Below are 17,966 nucleotides of genomic sequence, written 5' to 3' on the forward strand. Positions count from 1 at the left end.
CGATTCTTGATTTAGACCCGCTAGACCTTTAAATCGCCGCCGCGTCTACAAACCCAGTCATTCTCGCTGAACCGAGCATCTCGAGGTTACTTGGGTATAGAAGTCGATCAAATGTCGAGACAGGATTGAGCATCACCTTGGGCTAGTTCGGCACCTCAGTGCTGGCAATCTTCTTTAACAGCGTTTCTCTTCGAAGCTCCAAGATCTCATCAATGAGTTTTTCTTTCGCATCGATACCGAAATGCTGAGCATAGTTTTTCACTTTCTCAATTTCGTCTGGCTGGAGACGGTAGACCTCTTTCTTTAAAAGAACTTCTGCTTCGCTTTTGATACAGCCTTGGTGTTGAAGCAACTTAATGATGATTTCATCCGTTGGGTTTACAGCTTTTACCATGATTCTCTAATCTTCAGGTTGAGTGTTGAGCCATTTAGCTCGCTCATTTAAGTCGCACAACTTATAGCCCAAACATGACAACTTTATTGCAGCATCACGTCATAAAATAGCAAAACATGATTTACCGCGCATTGGTTTAAATGATTGTTTTTAATCATCATAACTAGACAATCGATATAGCTAGACAAGCAATGTCAGCTGCTCGTAGAGGATATAAAGAGATATCGATAGTAAGAGAAGCAGACAAAGTAAACGTACATCGCAGAACCACTCACCTACTCTGCCGAAGAAATATAGAAGCTCAGAATCTTGATACGAAAAAGCCGGACAACTACGTCCGGCTTTGGCTTAATTTAAAGTGACTAGATCGCTAAATCGTCGCCGCGTCTACAAACCAAGTCATTCTCACTGAACCTAGCATCTCAAGGTTACTTGGGTATAGTTCAGTAAAAATATACCAGCATCTCGACATCATCCCCTTGCTGCTTAGCATTTAATGAGAAATGCAAGTAACCAGCTTCGGTAACTGGAATTTGCAGATATTCATTGCTGCCCCAGTAGTTTGATGCATATTCGTGCTGTTCTACTGTCGGCCAGTACGCTCGGCTAGCGTAGAGGTCAACATTGCCATTTTCGTCATTGTTGTTTTTATCACTTAACCATACGCGAGCTTCTTTTACACCTTGCGGAACATATACCGCAGCGTAACGTTGTTGATGCACGGTTAAGGTCTTTGCCTGGCCAGATTCCAACACTACAGGCGCCAAATCATCTTGTTCTTGTGTTGGGGGTGTTTGTGTTTCTGTCTCTAACGTCGCAACCAGAGTCACAGCATTAAATTCAGTACGACCAGCAATACTGATGTAGTATCGACCAGGTTTAATGTAGCCAGAAGGTTCGGTCTCAAAGGTGACGACCTCATTACTACCATCTGCGTACTGGCTGAATTCAAAATCGTAGTAATGCGCTTCTTTCTCAAAGCTCATGTAAAGGTCTGCATCACCTTGATTCTCACCTTGCAACACGACTTCAAAGTGTGTGCTCTTCTCTGGAACGTCAACATAGAACAACTGCTCACTGTATGCTTCCCCACTAATTACCACGCTTTGGTTGGTCGCTAGCGCCGTGACTTGATCAGAAGGGTCTGTCGGCTCGTCTGGCTTGGTATCTGGATTTGGGTCTGGCTGCTCTGGTTGGTTAGCAACAGAATCTAACCAGCGGTCAAACTCGCCGTTGTATTGCTGACCTAATATCTGCACTTGCTGCGCCCATTGCTTAAACTCACCAGTACGCGAAAGCGCCAGCAGAGTGTCTACTTCCTGAGGGTGCTCTTCCAACATAAAACGTACGGCTAGGTAACCCCAGCGATAAATACGGTTGGAATCGTGAGAGTAAGTGGTTGCAAACACATCCGACAAACTCATCTTTCCATTGTCAATCAAACCAATCGCTGCGTCATAGCCTTGTTTGTAATGCATGTATTCAGCGAAACCTTCTAACCACCAAACAACATAGCCATGTGCCAAGTTTTCGCTAAACGAACCGTATTGGTTGAATCTCGCATCCAGATAATGGGTGTACTCATGCTCTAGATTGAGAATAGAAAGCTCATCACCATTGGCGTAACGATAAGCGACAAAGCGCGCCACATTGCCGGCTTCTGATGGGTTACCTTCTAGGTACTGTCCACCATTATCAGTTGTGTTACCAAATAAGAAAGATGAATAATCTACGTAGCTGCCATTATTAGCAAACACCGCCACTTCTACCCGTTCGTTATGGTCATCTGCCACTGGCTGATTCCCGGTATTCGCAACTTGGTGAAAGTCCGCTTCTTTGGCAGAAAGCACGTCACATGCTTCTATCGCCTGAGCTTGGGTCAGATCTTGTGAGCGAATAATTGCAGGACCATCACACTCATGACGATTCGGTAAAACACGCGCAGCTAAATCATGTTTTGCTTGGTCTAAATCGAGACCATTCAACCCTTCCGGCGCGTAATAGCTCATCATCTCAACTGCCGCTAACCAAAGTTTGTCGTGTTTGCTACCCAACGGGTTTTGCACCATCACTTGCTGCATTACACGTAGTGCTTTTTCTTTCGTCGCTTTATCCGGACTTGCTAGCAAACGACCAGTTTCACGTACCGCGTTGTACACGAGGAAGCTAGCATCAGTATCAAGCGCCCAAGCGTTATCACGAGCAAAGGCAGCTAAGGTATCGATGTGCTGTGTGTGACTTGCCATGTAACGATAAAAATCATCCTTCGACGCATGCCCTGCCATGGCACGGAATAGATTGTTCAGCCCAGCCACCCACTGCGTATCTTTTGCCGTCTCGCGATTAAAGTGACGAAGAGCAGTGAGCTGAGCATCCATGGTCAACGGTAATTGTCTTACGTTGTCGACCATTAAGGTCAAACTCTTCATCGCCCCCACTTGTTCGCGACCTTGATCAAGCGCGTGTGGGTTAGCAAGAAACGCATTTATTGACTGCGCAAAGCGTTGGCTCAGAGCTTGGGAGAAATTCGGTTGCTGCGCGTTATAGCGTACGTAGTAAGCAGCACGCACAAATTCACCTAAGTTTTCTAACTTACGCGCTTGCTCGGCGTCACCTCGGTAACGAGTAATTTCTTGATTTAATACAGTTTGAATGCGACTCAAGCTCGCTTCGGTGTAAATATCATTTAACGAGTCAGCAGGAGCAGAAAACCAAGAGCTGTAACAGTGATAGTCGGCAGCAGACACTGCGGAAGCGAGGTCAACCGCGTGCTGAAGATCAGCAACATCACATTGTTCTTGGGCAAATGAGAAACTGGAAACACTGGCAAGCATGCAAGCTAGCGCCAAACGATGACGTGGGAATAGACGGGTATGAGACATAACAACACTCATTAATTAGTTATATATTTGAGCGGTGATTTATATTCTCCTTGCACAGTTAAGTGCAATTGATGGCATAATTTTTTATGAAGTTAGTTCAGAAATATCTAAACGAAAACGTTTTACAAAATATTGATAAACTTATGAATTCAAATAAAAAAGCTCAGCAAGAATCCTCACTGAGCTTTTTTACAGGTCGCAATCAGATTTTAAACTTTAAAATAAGCCACTTCTTGTTTGAGCTTATTAGAAAGTGCGTTCAGATTCTGGCTTGCGACGTCATTGTTTTTCATCGAGTCAATCGATTCTTTCGACATGCTGGAAATCTGATCCATCGCCACGACAAGCTCACTCACAACTTGAACTTGCTCTTCTGTGGCCGTCACAATATCACGCACTCGATCAAGGGAGTCCTGCGCTTGTTTCTCAATGCTAACCAATAAATGCGTCGCCTCTTCTGTGTTCCTTTGACAACTTTCCACTTGTGGTTGCGTGCTTTCCATCGCGTTCACACTTGCAACCGTCTGGGCTTGAACCTCTTTCAGCATCTTCTCAATCTGAGTAGTGGCTTCCCCCGTACGCTTAGCGAGGTTTCTTACCTCATCAGCAACGACTGCAAAACCGCGTCCAGATTCACCCGCTCGCGCAGCTTCAATTGCAGCATTAAGTGCCAACAAGTTAGTTTGCTCAGAGATGTCACTGATCATATTCACGATGCCACCAATTTCACGCGTTTTTGTCTCAAGTGCCTTCACCTGCCCTACTGTGCCATTTACGGCTGCAGTAACGGATAACATTTGTTCTGCTACAGCAGCAATGCGTTCGCGACCATCACGAGCATTCTCTGATGTGTTAACTGAGTTTTGCTCCGATAAATTTACGATCTTGGCTATCTCATCGATACTCGCATGCATGGTTTCTAATCTGATCGCCATTTGATCCGTAAGAGACGCTTGCTGTTGAGCAGTATCAAATACCGAGCGAGAACCACGAGAGACTTCTTCGACTTGCTCTGCTAATTGCTCAGAAGCGCCACGAATATTGCTGACAATCGAGCTGAGCTTTTCTGACATCAAAGACAGAGAATGCAAAATGCTGCCTTGTGCGCTGTCACTATGATCTTGGGTTAACTCACCTTCTGCCATTGTTTGAATCGCGCGTTGTGCCTCAAATGGCTCGCCACCTAGAGAGCGTCGGAAGCTACGCTCAATAACAAAACCAACTAAGATTGAAATCAGCAAAGCAATTCCACTTAGAGCAAGCATTAAGCTTTGGAAGCCACTTGCTTGCTCTCGCGCTACTGGCGTCAATTTCTGGTTCAACGTTTCTTGGTAATCAATAAACTCGTTGATCACCTTTAGCCACATCGCAAAGTTAGGGCGGACTTGCTCCAAAAGTAAATCCGTGACCGGTTTGCCGTTTTCTTTTTTAGCGATAACTTCTTGAACGAGAGGAAGTGTTTTCGCTTGGATGTCATCGATACGTTGCAATATCTCGCGTTCTTTAGCGGTAAAAGGAACATCACTCGCCATCATGCTTTGCATCTGTTGTTCAGACTCGCGATAAAACGCTTCCAGACGTTTGATTTCCTCTTCAAAGGCGCGCATTTCTTCCACATTTCGCGCCATTGCAACATCTCTAATTGCAATCGCACGGTCATGAACACTACCTCGATAGTTAATGGCATAGCGCTGCTTCACAGAGTTGACATCCGTAACCTCAGATAAGGTCATATCAATAAAGTTAACTTTCTGAATTCCGACAACCGTAAGTATCGCCATAAGCGCCACTAATGTACCGAAGCCAAGCGCCAAACGGGTTCTCACTTTTAACTGAGCAAGGGACTGCATTTCGTTCTCCTGATAGCAAACGAGATAAGTGAGGCAACTTCGCTGGTTACCTCTCATTTTAATTTTGTGCGAAAGAGAACAGACCTTGTTGTTCTGACAAAAATTCCAAACTAAATGAGAATTCATCACAGGCATGTTCTATACGCTATCCCGATCACATATTTGAGTTTGAATAAGCAGTGGAATCAGAAGGTTAAGTTCAATATTTTATTATGTGAAACAGAATGGTTTGCGGGATTATTACAACCTAACCTGTCAACGTCCAATCGGTTACATCAATAAAACCGATAGGTACCATCGAACAATAAATTTAAGGAATAATTATTGTTTAACAAGTGCTTAATAAATGTCTGATTCGGTCTCCTCATATTTTCCAATTTCCACTTGGAATCTGGATCACAACTCATCAACAAATTCGGTCAAAAGATAATCTGTCATCCATATTTAACGTGCTAGTCATATTTATAAATAAGAATTATTGCTCTAACACAACTTATGGATAAACAAGATGAAATCTACGCAGTGGAGTCTTTTGCTAAGCGGTTTAGTGGCATTACCAAGCTTGGCAGATACGGACGTATACCTCACTAATAACTCTGACCAACCGTTAACCATTCAAGTGAAACACGAAGGCAGCGATTTACTGAAATACGGAGAGGAATGGCAGCAACATGTGCAAGTGCTTGGTCCTTGGGAAACCAAATCCGTACTCAGCTTTAACCGCTGGGAAGGTGTTAAGTCCGGTCAGAATTATCGCTTCGAGACTGTGGTGTCTAACCCGCAAGGTGAAAGCGTTACGCTTAACCAAGTCATGGAAGGTCATTGGTACAACTCGACCATTGAGTACGGTTTATCTGCAGCAGATGTGGATTTAACGCTGAAAGATGATCGTAATATTCACCGTTCTAGCACTAGTGCCTTTGGGTCTCGCCCTTCTGAATTGGCTTTTAAATCCGCAAGCACTGCGCGCTATGACGATTTGTACTACACCATTACTCCAAACAAAATCGATGAAGTCGTCGATACTGATGAACAAAATCTCAAGTTGATGACTTATAACATTTGGGCGCTGCCTGCGATTGCTTCACATATTGGTGATCGTTTTGAACTCATTCCCGATTATGTCAAAGGTTATGACGTGTTAGCACTGCAAGAAGTGTTTGCTAGTGGTCGCGATGCTTTCTTACGCGAACTCGCCAAAGAATATCCTTACCAAACTAAGATGCTGGATAAAGACGGCTTCAACATTTACGACGGTGGCGTGATCATTGTGAGCCGTTACCCTATCGTTAATCAGGCTCAATACGTCTTCCCAGATTGCTCCGGAACAGATTGCTTCGCAGACAAAGGAGTGAATTACGCAGAGATCATTAAAGGTGGTCAGGCATATCACGTATTCGCTACGCATACAGCCTCTTTCGATACTGATACTGCACGCGAATACCGACAGCGTCAGTTCAAGCAAATGCGCACAATGGCGCAATCTCTCAATATTCCGAGTAATGAAACGGTGGTTTACAGCGGCGATTTCAATGTGAACAAATTGAAGTTCCCTGGCGATTACCAGCAAATGATCGCCAACCTAAGCGCGATAGAACCGCAATACTCTGGTTATACCGCTTCGACGTTTGATCCTCGCATCAACAACTTTGCTGGAGAAGCCCTATCCGGGGGTGAGAATGTGGAATATCTAGATTATGTAATGGTGAGTAATGAATATGGCGTGAAGTCGTTTAACGATAACCGTGTCGACATTCCACGCTCAACAGCGGAGAGTTTGTGGAAGCATTACAATCTGTCGGATCACTTCCCTGTTAGCGCTGTGATCAAACCATGAAGCGTATTGCGTTAGTCACTGTGTCCGCCGTTGTGGCGGGCACGATTTGGTTCTCAAGCAAAGGCGAAAAGAGCGAGAGCTTTCTGCCGTTTTCTTCCGTATTGGAGAGTGCGACGAATCCCCAAGTCGCTGCATCTACGTCTTCCACAACCAATCAAACTGCAAACAAAACAATCGTACCAAAAGCGAAGGATACTCCCTCTCCACTCAAAGCAATTGCAGGACGGTTAAGTGATGCCAAAGGTAGAGTATTAAAGGATGAGATAGAAGCGTTTTGGCACTCATGTATGTCCGACCATAACTGTGAATCCAAGCTTGCTGAGTTAGAGAGCTACATGGCAGAAGAACGTTTTGCTCTGCTGGCGAATTACCACCAGCTCAATAGCTTATGGCAACAAAGTGTTGGTAATTTAATGTTTGATGAGCATCAGCCTCTTGCCTCTCGCATCGCACTTCTCAAGGCAGAAGCGAGGAAGATATGGGGGGAACTAGCAGACGTAATTTTTGCCGATGAGTTTGCACTCTATGACTTCAGTTTGCAGGCAGAGCAGTTGGATTCGACTTCACCTCAAGACTATGTGCAAACCTTTGAGAAGTTAGTCCAAGATTGGCAAGGCAATCAAGAAGCATTGGGATTGGTCAGTGAACAAGCGAAATATGAACGCGCTGTTGAACTGATACCGAAAGACATGGGTCATGCGGAGCGCAAGGCTTTGGTTGAGAAGCTTCAACAAACTTACCTTTCTGAACAAGAGAGTGAGGAGATACACGCTCGTGAACTACAGGTCGCGGAGCAAAAGCGGCAAGTGCGCGATTATCAGAGCGAGTTGCAACAGCTTGAATCTAAATTAGCAACGCAAAGAGCCACTAGTCACGCGGGTTTGTCGGACTCGGATTGGCAACGTTATTATCAACAAGCGGTAGCCGATTTTCGCCGTGAGTTCTTCGCGGGTTAATCGCTCACTTGTTTATTAAGAAGTAAGGATAACCAAGAAATTCCCTACTCGCTCAAAACTTAAACTAGGTCATTCCAGCAAGCCTAGGCGCGACTAGGAATCTGGTTCCCGCGAATGCTTGATACAAGAAGGTCGCTCACTTAAAGCGACCTTTTGTTATTCATTCTGTTGGCACAACTCAAGAGTTACAGCACGCGCAAGCACTCTTCTGGTGGCAAACTTAGAAGCGTGTTCGCAAAATTAATCTTCTCATCACGCCATTTCAGTGCTGCTTCTCGGCTGTCTTGCGAGTGACGATCTGCTTCAAAATAGCTTTTCCTTGGTAAACCATTTGCTGGTGTCATCACCATAGACTGTTCATTCAAACGAATCGTAAATAAGAACTGACCACGTTGCCCTGTCTGCGCCGCTGGGTGATGCAACGTCGTATCGCAACAATAACGCTTATCACGTAACGCACGACACGTGTACTCAAATGCATCTTGTGCACCACGCCCCGGAAAAGCGGTATACACACTGATGCCATCACGTTGCAAAGACTGATCACCCGCCGCTAATTGCACTGCATACTGGATCATTCTAAAGCCCAGTACCACACCACCAATGCTATTTAATCCACTAAATTGAATCGCCCCTTCTAAACTCAAACGAAGTTTATCTTCACCTTCATAGAGAAAGAGGTCAGGCGCCGCCCAATCACTTTTTGGAATAAGCAGTTGAGTAATATCCGTGTGTTCCATGTTGGTCTCCGCAACAATATGTGTATTTGAGACCATTAAAATAATGTAATGAGAATTATTATCAATAAAATTCAACAAAAAATGAGAGAAGAAAAAGACACAACGCCATGAAAAACGTTGTGCCTTTAACGAAATAATCTGTCACCGTAACCCAAATTGAATTCGTTTAGCGAGGTAGGTATTCGATGGTCGTCTCAGAACAGATTCAAACCAAACACTCCTTTCACATCAAACAACACTTGCTCGGTTTTCTCACGGGAAAGCTGACTGCCTTGTTTTAGGATGTCGATAAGCTGTGCTTTATCATCAAGGAACATGGCGCGTTTTTCTCGAATAGGACGAAGCATCTCTTGCAGACACTCTTCCAATACTTTCTTGGTTGTTCCATCGCCTAATCCACCACGGCGGTAAAGCATTTTGAGTTCTTCTACATAATCTTTGTCGGTATGAAACGCATCAAGGTATGTGAATACAATATTTCCTTCAACCTGACCTGGGTCTTCAATGCGTAGGTGGTTTGGGTCGGTGTACATCGATTTCACTGCCGCAGAGATTTCTTTCTCTGTTGCTCCAAGGTTGATTGCATTGCCCATGCTTTTTGACATCTTGTTTTTACCGTCAGTGCTTGGCAAGCGTGGTGCGTCACTGAGCAATGGACGACACTCTTTCAAGATGGCTTTTCCGCCAAGGTGATTTATCTTTCTAACGATCTCATTGGTCTGTTCTAGCATCGGTAATTGGTCATCTCCGACAGGCACGAGAGTCGCGTGAAAACCTGTGATGTCCGCGGCTTGAGAAATTGGGTACGTCAGAAACCCAGCCGGAATGGAACGCTCAAACCCTTTGCTTTGAATTTCATTTTTCACCGTCGGGTTACGCTCCAAGCGTGCGATAGAAACCAAGTTACTGTAGTACATTGTCAACTCGGCAAGAGCCGGGACTTGAGACTGCAAACAAATGGTAGTTTGGGTTGGGTCAATCCCGACGGCAAGGTAATCCGCGACCACATTTAAAATGTTAGACGAGACCTTAGAGGGATTATGCGCGTTATCGGTTAAGCCCTGCATATCGGCAACCAAAATGGTTTGCTCATGTTGAGTTTGTAGAGCAACACGTTGTTGTAGTGAACCAACGTAATGACCCAGATGCAAAGGACCTGTAGCTCGATCTCCAGTTAAAATGATTTCGCGTTCTTGAGTATCGTGTGAGGTGTTCATAACTTATCTCCAAAGAAAAATAGATCGCTACTGGAGATAAAAAAGACATGACATTCTCAGCTACCGTCCAGCAGCGTAAGAATGTAAAGATTCCGCGCCGCTCTAATTAGAGCGCCACCAGAAGAAGTTTGATGAAGGAGTAAATGTCGTTTTCATGTTTTTAAAACTAACAAGGAGCAGGGCTGAAAACAACCCTACTCCTTGCACAATTTGATTTTTCAATTTTGGTGGCTTTGCCATACACGCATCAAATTTGAATATACATAGCGATAACGAGCGCCGCGCCAAATACACTCCCTGACACAAACGCGAGTAATACCGCTTTGTTCTGTTTACTTCTCATCCTTTGTTTCTCGACTCTCAATTTACGTGAGCCATCGCTCGGCTCAGTACTCGTAATCAATGGGACAGTAATCAATCCTTTTCGGTGAGCCAATACTGCGAATAACCCTCAGCTCACTCTGTTGCACACAGCGTTACGACTTTTGGCACAAACTTAAACCACTTAGCCCTAGAAATGTGATGGCCTTAGAACAAGTTCAATGAAATCCGACATGGATTACAAAGGTACGTATTTTGAAAAATCACGTTTAGATACTTCTTTTAGGATGCTTTTATTTAGATGTTTAATGGATAAGAATTTGAGTTATTTAGCATCAAATACTGTTTATCAAAAGAAGAATGACACCGATCATCTTTTGACCAAAACCTTGAAAAATATAACCAAACCATGAGGGCGAAATAGCTAACCAATAACTAAACTTTCAGGACACTAACCCCAGTTAGGGAGCAAAAGATGAGCGACAACAACAATCACTCCAAATGTCCTGTCATGCATGGAGCGAATACCAACCAACAAGCCACAGAGTTCAATTGGTGGCCGAAAACCCTCAACCTCGATATCCTACATCAACACGATCACAAAACTGACCCAATGGGCGCAGAGTTCAACTACGCTGATGCCTTTAACTCTCTTGACTTAGAGGAAGTCAAAAAAGACCTGAAAGATCTGATGACCGATAGCCAAGATTGGTGGCCAGCGGATTGGGGTCATTACGGTGGTTTGATGATTCGGATGGCGTGGCACTCTGCAGGTACGTATCGAATTGCCGATGGTCGTGGTGGTGCAAGTCGAGGTAATCAGCGTTTTGCTCCCCTCAACAGTTGGCCAGATAACGGCAACCTCGACAAAGCCCGTCGCCTTTTATGGCCGGTCAAAAGAAAATACGGTAACAAGCTATCCTGGGCGGATTTAATGATTCTTGCTGGCAACATGGCTTATGAGTCAATGGGCTTCAAGACGTTCGGTTTTGCCGGCGGTCGAGAAGACATTTGGCATCCAGAAAAAGACATTTATTGGGGCGCAGAAAAAGAGTGGCTGCAACCAAGTGGCGGTGAAAACAACCGATACTCTGGCGAACGTGATCTCGAGAATCCGCTTGCAGCAGTGATGATGGGCCTGATTTACGTAAACCCAGAAGGAGTCGACGGTAAACCCGATCCCATCAAAACCGCACACGACATGCGTGTAACATTTGCCCGTATGGCAATGAACGATGAAGAAACCGTTGCATTAACAGCCGGTGGTCACACTGTTGGTAAAGCACACGGCAACGGCGACGCTTCGTTACTTGGTCCTGAACCTGAAGGCGCTGAAATTGAAGACCAAGGTTTCGGTTGGCTAAATAAAACTTCTCGTGGCATAGGACGTGATACCGTCACTAGTGGCATCGAAGGCGCATGGACAACCAACCCAACCAAGTGGGATAACGGCTACTTCCATTTGTTGTTCACCTACGACTGGTGGGTAACGAAGAGCCCAGCAGACGCAGAGCAATGGGAACCAATCAACATCAAAGAAGAAGACATGCCTGCGGATGTGGAAGACCCAAGCATCCGCCGCAATCCGATGATGACCGATGCGGATATGGCACTGAAGTTTGACCCAGAGTACCGCAAAATCGCCGAGCGTTTCCGCGACGACCCTAAGTACTTTGAGGATTGCTTTGCTCGAGCTTGGTTTAAACTGACTCACCGCGATTTAGGACCTAAATCTCGTTATCTCGGCCCTGATGTGCCAGCCGAGGATTTGATTTGGCAAGATCCGGTACCACCGGTGTCTTATCACTTATCTGAAGACAATATCGATGCACTCAAGATGGCGATTCTTAACAGCGAGCTAAGTATCGCAGAATTAGTCTCAACCGCATGGGACAGCGCGCGAACATTCCGTGGTTCAGACCGCCGAGGCGGAGCAAACGGTGCGCGTATCCGCCTTGCACCGCAAAAAGATTGGGTAGGTAACGAACCGGAAAGATTGCAGAAAGTGCTCAACACGCTCGATTCAATTCGCACCACCCACAACTCCCCTATCAGCATGGCGGATTTGATTGTGCTTGCTGGCGGAGTGGGTATTGAGAAAGCAGCATCGAATGCGGGCATGAATATTTCTGTGCCATTTAGCCAAGGTCGTGGTGACTCAACCGATGCAATGACTGACGCCGAATCCTTCGATGTACTCGAGCCGATCCATGATGGATTCCGTAACTGGCTAAAATCAGATTACGTTGTGACGGCAGAAGAACTATTGCTTGAAAGAAGCCAATTGATGCAACTAACCGCAGTCGAAATGACCGTATTAGTTGGTGGCATGCGCGTGCTTGGTACCAACTACGGCGGCGCTGCGCATGGTGTGTTCACTGATAATGTCGGCGCGTTAACGAATGACTTCTTCGTAAACCTCACTGATATGAGCTACACCTGGCATCCAACCAGTGATAACGAATACGAAATCCGCGAGCGAGCTTCTGGTCAAACAAGATGGACAGCATCACGTGTTGACTTGGTGTTCGGTTCAAACTCCGTGCTCCGCTCTTATGCCGAGGTTTACGCACAAGACGACAACAAAGAGAAGTTTGTGCACGATTTTGTTGCTGCATGGGTAAAAGTAATGAACAACGACCGCTTTGACCTTTAATCGCCTAACTTAATCAAGCTTAACCATTGAGAGAAGAGCCAAACATTATGGCTCTTCTCTTTCTTACCTTTCTTTTATTTCTGGTTTCTCTATCCATACTTCCTCGTTCTCTCCTCTCTTTGGCTTAGATTCTTTTACTGAAGATTAACCGCCCGATATTGTCATACAATTAACCATATTCAGAAGGCAAACGTATCTCAATCAAATACCCATTTTTTGCTTATATCTTCTCGTTTTCGTGACCTTATTCCGAAGACATAAAAATCACTCAAAGCCAATAAAAATCGCACCAATAGGCTAACCAACCTCTCATTTTTATCAAAAACCAGTGGCAAATCGCCTTTCGTCTCATTTTCCGATTGCAAATTCAAAATGAGGAATTAAGATAAAAGCATATAATCATACAATACGATATTTGGAGTTTGATATGACAAAACCTGTCATTGGTTTCATCGGCCTTGGTCTGATGGGTGGAAACATGGTTGAGAACCTTCAAAACCGTGGTTACGAACTAAACGTAATGGATCTGAATAAAGACGCAGTAGCAGCATGTGTTGCTCGCGGCGCAAAAGAAGCAAGCTCACCTAAAGCACTGGCTGAAGCAAGTGACATCGTGATGCTATGTCTAACAACATCTGAAGTTGTTGAGAAAATCGTTTATGGTGAAGAAGGTATCCTAGCGGGTATTAAAGAAGGCGCGACACTGATTGACTTCGGTACGTCGATCCCTGCTTCTACTCGTAAGATCGGTGCAGACCTTGCAGCTAAAGGCGCAGGTATGATCGATGCGCCTCTAGGTCGTACGCCTGCTCACGCAAAAGATGGTCTTTTGAACATCATGGCTGCAGGTGACATCGAAACATTCAACAAGGTGAAGCCTGTACTGGACGATCAAGGTGAAAACGTATTCCACCTTGGTGCGCTAGGTTCTGGTCATGTGACTAAGCTAGTAAACAACTTCATGGGTATGACAACAGTAGCGACCATGTCTCAGGCATTTGCGGTTGCTAAACGTGCTGGCGTTGATGGTCAACAACTATTCGACATCATGTCTGCTGGTCCATCAAACTCACCATTCATGCAGTTCTGTAAGTTCTACGCTGTAGATGGCGAAGAGAAGCTTGGTTTCTCTATTGCAAACGCAAACAAAGACCTTGGTTACTTCTTAGAGATGGTAAAAGACCTAGGCACTGAGTCTCTTATCGCAGAAGGGACTTCTAAGAGTCTACAAGCTGCAGTGGACCAAGGTCTTGGTCAAAACGACGTACCAGTGATCTTTGATTACTTCGCAGAGCTAGAAGGTTAATACTTTACTAAACTGCGCTTCCAAAGCCTTGCTAACCCCGTAGCAAGGCTTTTTTTGTGCTTTCTTTTCTCCTCTTAAATTCACTCCTTCTCCCTCTTTGAGATCCACACCCTACGTTCAAACTGTATATGTACTCAAGCAGCTTCAAGATGCAGGATTCAGAATGTTGCCATCGATTCCCTGTTTACCAAAAATAAGCAAGGAGAATAACGTCGTGCGATAACAAGGTTTGTCCAAGTGGTTTGACACCGCCATTGGTTTAGTAAGAACCCGAGTTCATGACACGCTCCCAACGGATATTCTTGGTAAATGTTAATGGGGTTGGCTTGTATACTTTGTTGGCGATTATTGATTGAACTCTACGAAACCTTTAAATCACCGCCACGTCTACAAACCATCGGTGAACTACCCAGAACAAACATTATCACCGCAGAACATGACCCACGGCGTGATGATTATCGATGACTACAGCTCAAGGAGTGGGAGCATACTGCAAGCGTTATCTGGGTGTTATTCATGGCTTTTTGTCATTCTCTGGACTGAATGGTTTAGCAACGCGCTCTACTGCAGCGTTTTCAAAGCAGCGCAAACATCCGTCATGGCACACTTTCAGAATCGTTCACTGCAAGTTAATTGGAATGATAAAGATCGTTTGTGGCTCAATTAATGACACCATAAACAAAAAAATCCCACGGTATTGACCGTGGGATTTTTCATAGAGAGTTTGTTAATTGCGGTTAGCTTTTCGCGTTAGCTAACTTTGGGCTTTTAGGTCCTCGCGCCGCGTTCACCAATAGAACACCAACCGAGAGAACAATCGCACCACACAAGATGAACAGCAGTCGACCTGTTGGCTCGTTTGGAATCAGAGCCATCGCTAGGATACCGAAGCCTGCTACGCTAATAAGCTTACCAAGCATGCCACGCTGTTTTGTATCTAGGTTTTGTTGCTCTTCACTATCAGCCACAAGCGGTGTGTTCCAGTTCTCGAACAATTGGTCCACTTCTTTTTCACGCTCAGGCGTCAAGCCTTTGTAGAAGCGTGTTGTTAGTAAGAAGAAACCACCAGTGAAGACAACGTGCGCCGCTAGGCTCAAGCCAACTTTAAGGTCAGCCCACTCACGTGCTGTTAGAGCTTGTTCTAGTCCGAATAGGTGCTCAACATCTTGTGCTTGTAGAGAGATACCGAAGATGTAAGAAACAAAGCCACCTACAACGAGTGTTGCCCAACCAGCCCAGTCTGGAGTCTTACGAATCCACATACCAAGTAACACAGGAATCAGCATTGGGAAACCAATCAACGCACCTACGTTTAGTACGATATCGAACAAGCTCAGGTGACGTAATGAGTTAATAAACAAACCAATACCGATGATGATGAAGCCCATCATAATGGTCGTCACTTTACTCACGATAACCAGCTCTTTCTGTGACGCTTGCGGGCGTACAATAGGGCTGTAGAAGTTCATCACAAAGATACCTGCGTTACGGTTTAGACCAGAGTCCATTGAAGACATGGTCGCCGCAAACATTGCTGACATCAGAAGACCCACCATACCCGCCGGCATTACGTTTTGTACGAACGCTAGGTAAGCTGCATCACCACCTACTGAGCCGTACTGCTCTGCGAAGTCAGGCATAAATGCCGCTACGTACCAAGGAGGTAGGAACCAAATGATAGGACCAACAATCATCAACACACATGCAAGACCTGCAGCTTTACGCGCATTCTCACTGTCTTTTGCACATAGGTAGCGGTAAGCGTTGATGCTGTTGTTCATTACACCGAACTGCTTAACAAAGATGAACACCACCCAAAGGACAAAGATACTGATGTAGTTCAGGTTATTACCCAGCATGAAGTCGCCGTGGAAATTCGACACGATGTTACCAATACCGCCGCCGTGGAAGTAAGCCGCCACCGCACAAGTAATGGTTACCGCCATGATAACCAGCATCTGCATGAAGTCAGAAGCAACAACCGCCCAAGAGCCGCCCGTTACCGCCATCAACATCAGAACCAAACCAGTTACGATAATGGTCGCTTCCATCGGAATATTGAATACCGCAGCCACAAAGATTGCGAGACCATTCAACCAGATACCAGCTGAGATCAAGCTGTCTGGCATGCCAGCCCAAGTGAAGAACTGCTCTGACGTTTTACCAAAACGCTGACGAATTGCTTCGATTGCCGTTACTACACGTAGCTGGCGGAACTTTGGAGCAAAGTAGAGATAGTTCAAGAAGTAGCCAAATGCGTTGGCTAAGAATAGGATTACAACAACGAAACCGTCGTTGAACGCGCGTCCTGCGGCACCTGTAAACGTCCATGCTGAAAATTGCGTCATGAAGGCGGTAGCACCTACCATCCACCATAACATCTTACCGCCCCCTCGGAAGTAGTCACTGGTCGACGTCGTGAACTTACGGAACATCCAACCAATGGCAACTAGGAAGAAGAAGTAGGCAAGAACAACAAAAGTATCAATAGTCATTTTTTCAGCCTTTCGAGTTTGATCATTTTCTACTGCCTAGATTACTCCGTTCATATTTTTATTTGTACTACAATAAGCTTTAATTGTGATCTAAAGCATAAGTTATTCGACGAAGAAAACACACTAAAAGCCTTTATTTTCTTGGCACTTTGGGATTTAAAGGAATAATCACCACGTAAGCCATTGCATTATATTGTAATACAAATAATATATTAGAAATCCATTAAAGTATGGAATATTTTTCTTTCTTGTGCTTTGTCTGAAGATCAAAAATGCGTGGCATTTATTTGTAGGAAACGTAATGAGATGTTTCAGATGAACTGGATCGCAAGCGCGATTATAGATGAATACAAAAATTGAGATTCCCGACTCGCTCCTTCGTCGCTCTCGAGAATGACGCGGAGTAGGTTCTGCGCATTTCTATTCCCAGCTCTCAAACCTCATGCTTCTCCTCTCAGCTTTTCCCCTGCTCCTGCCCGTCATTTCCTAGAAGGAGGAACGACTGAGTAGGAAATCTCTTTTCTGGTTCCTTTATCTCACCTCTTTCAAACACAAAAAAGCGAGCACTAAGGCTCGCTTTACATTCTTTTCGCTAATTCTATCGGGGCGCTACGACACTTATGCTACGTGAGCGACTGCGTCACGAACCAATGTACCTAGTTCATCCCACTTGCCTTCATCGATAAGCTTTGTAGGAACCATCCAAGTACCGCCACATGCCAGCACTGAAGGAATAGACAAGTACTCATCTACGTTACCTAGGCTCACACCACCTGTTGGCATGAATTTTACTGGGTAAACGGCCGTTAGTGCTTTAAGCATACCAACACCGCCAGATGGCTCAGCAGGGAAGAACTTAAGTGTACGCAGACCCATTTCCATCGCTTGCTCAACAAGGCTTGGATTGTTTACGCCAGGTACAATAGCTACGCCCTTGTCTAGGCAGTATTGAACCGTACGAGGGTTAAAGCCTGGGCTAACAATAAAGTCCACACCGGCTTCAATCGCTTGGTCAACTTGTTCATTAGTTAAGATTGTACCCGCACCAATCAACATTTCTGGGAACTCAGCGCGCATAGCACGAATCGCTTCTGCAGCACACTCTGTGCGGAACGTGATTTCAGCGCAAGGCATACCGTTTTCAACCAAAGTGCGACCTAGAGGAATCGCATCTTCTGCTTTGTTGATGGCAATAACAGGAATTACTTTTAGGTTTGCTAATTGTTCGTTTAATGTCGTCATAAGAGTGTACTCATCGTCGTTAACTTGAGTTCAATAAATCACTGCGGAGCGCCGATTATTCAACACTCCG

At 45.1% G+C, this 17,966-nt stretch carries 11 protein-coding genes and 1 pseudogene; 5 read left to right on the plus strand and 7 right to left on the minus strand.

Annotated elements, in window-relative coordinates:
* Positions 1–142: 142 nt before the first annotated feature.
* The 3 genes from MHO32_RS02105 to MHO32_RS02115 all read right to left on the minus strand — a co-directional run bounded on the left by MHO32_RS02105 (position 143) and on the right by MHO32_RS02115 (position 5,126).
* Positions 143–394, minus strand: coding sequence for a hypothetical protein (locus tag MHO32_RS02105; RefSeq protein ID WP_005450822.1), 252 nt, complete (start codon positions 392–394; stop codon positions 143–145).
* A gap of 443 nt (positions 395–837) precedes the next feature.
* A complete protein-coding gene (locus tag MHO32_RS02110) occupies positions 838–3,276 on the minus strand; it encodes a M9 family metallopeptidase (protein ID WP_239210569.1) in 2,439 nt (812 codons plus the stop codon).
* Between the two features lie 209 nt (positions 3,277–3,485).
* Positions 3,486–5,126, minus strand: a complete 1,641-nt coding sequence (locus MHO32_RS02115) for a methyl-accepting chemotaxis protein (RefSeq protein ID WP_005450826.1) — start codon at positions 5,124–5,126, stop codon at positions 3,486–3,488.
* A gap of 508 nt (positions 5,127–5,634) precedes the next feature.
* On the opposite strand from MHO32_RS02115, the gene MHO32_RS02120 reads away from it, so the two are divergent.
* A complete protein-coding gene (locus tag MHO32_RS02120; protein ID WP_222325670.1) occupies positions 5,635–6,963 on the plus strand; it encodes a sphingomyelin phosphodiesterase in 1,329 nt (442 codons plus the stop codon).
* The gene (locus tag MHO32_RS02125) at positions 6,960–7,919 is read left to right on the plus strand and encodes a chromosome partitioning protein ParA (RefSeq protein ID WP_239210570.1); all 960 of its coding nucleotides are present in this window, start codon (positions 6,960–6,962) and stop codon (positions 7,917–7,919) included. The genes MHO32_RS02120 and MHO32_RS02125 overlap by 4 nt, the downstream gene beginning before the upstream one ends.
* Before the next feature lie 185 nt (positions 7,920–8,104).
* On the opposite strand, the gene MHO32_RS02130 is transcribed toward MHO32_RS02125, so the two are convergent.
* Both MHO32_RS02130 and trpS read right to left on the minus strand, forming a co-directional pair.
* The gene (locus tag MHO32_RS02130; protein WP_009699822.1) at positions 8,105–8,659 is read right to left on the minus strand and encodes a hypothetical protein; all 555 of its coding nucleotides are present in this window, start codon (positions 8,657–8,659) and stop codon (positions 8,105–8,107) included.
* 194 nt (positions 8,660–8,853) lie between these two features.
* The gene (gene trpS, locus MHO32_RS02135) at positions 8,854–9,876 is read right to left on the minus strand and encodes a tryptophan--tRNA ligase (protein WP_009698207.1); all 1,023 of its coding nucleotides are present in this window, start codon (positions 9,874–9,876) and stop codon (positions 8,854–8,856) included.
* A 796-nt stretch (positions 9,877–10,672) separates the two neighbouring features.
* On the opposite strand from trpS, the gene katG reads away from it, so the two are divergent.
* The 3 genes and pseudogenes from katG to MHO32_RS02150 all read left to right on the plus strand — a co-directional run.
* Positions 10,673–12,853: a catalase/peroxidase HPI gene (katG, locus tag MHO32_RS02140; RefSeq protein ID WP_239210571.1), complete on the plus strand. Its 2,181-nt coding sequence runs from the start codon at positions 10,673–10,675 to the stop codon at positions 12,851–12,853.
* 427 nt (positions 12,854–13,280) lie between these two features.
* On the plus strand, positions 13,281–14,159 hold the full coding sequence (locus MHO32_RS02145; protein WP_017819133.1) for an NAD(P)-dependent oxidoreductase: 879 nt from the start codon (positions 13,281–13,283) through the stop codon (positions 14,157–14,159).
* Between the two features lie 405 nt (positions 14,160–14,564).
* Positions 14,565–14,719, plus strand: a pseudogene (locus tag MHO32_RS02150) (alpha/beta hydrolase); the annotation flags it as partial.
* A gap of 177 nt (positions 14,720–14,896) precedes the next feature.
* Here the strand turns inward: MHO32_RS02150 and MHO32_RS02155 are convergent.
* Both MHO32_RS02155 and MHO32_RS02160 read right to left on the minus strand, forming a co-directional pair.
* Positions 14,897–16,654, minus strand: a complete 1,758-nt coding sequence (locus tag MHO32_RS02155) for a sodium:solute symporter family transporter (protein WP_005450846.1) — start codon at positions 16,652–16,654, stop codon at positions 14,897–14,899.
* 618 nt (positions 16,655–17,272) lie between these two features.
* Complete coding sequence (locus MHO32_RS02160) at positions 17,273–17,896, minus strand: bifunctional 4-hydroxy-2-oxoglutarate aldolase/2-dehydro-3-deoxy-phosphogluconate aldolase (RefSeq protein WP_005388506.1); 624 nt, start codon at positions 17,894–17,896, stop codon at positions 17,273–17,275.
* Between the last annotated feature and the right edge of the window lie 70 nt (positions 17,897–17,966).

Source organism: Vibrio sp. MMH1-50 (genome assembly GCF_022347645.1).
GTDB lineage: Bacteria > Pseudomonadota > Gammaproteobacteria > Enterobacterales > Vibrionaceae > Vibrio > Vibrio harveyi.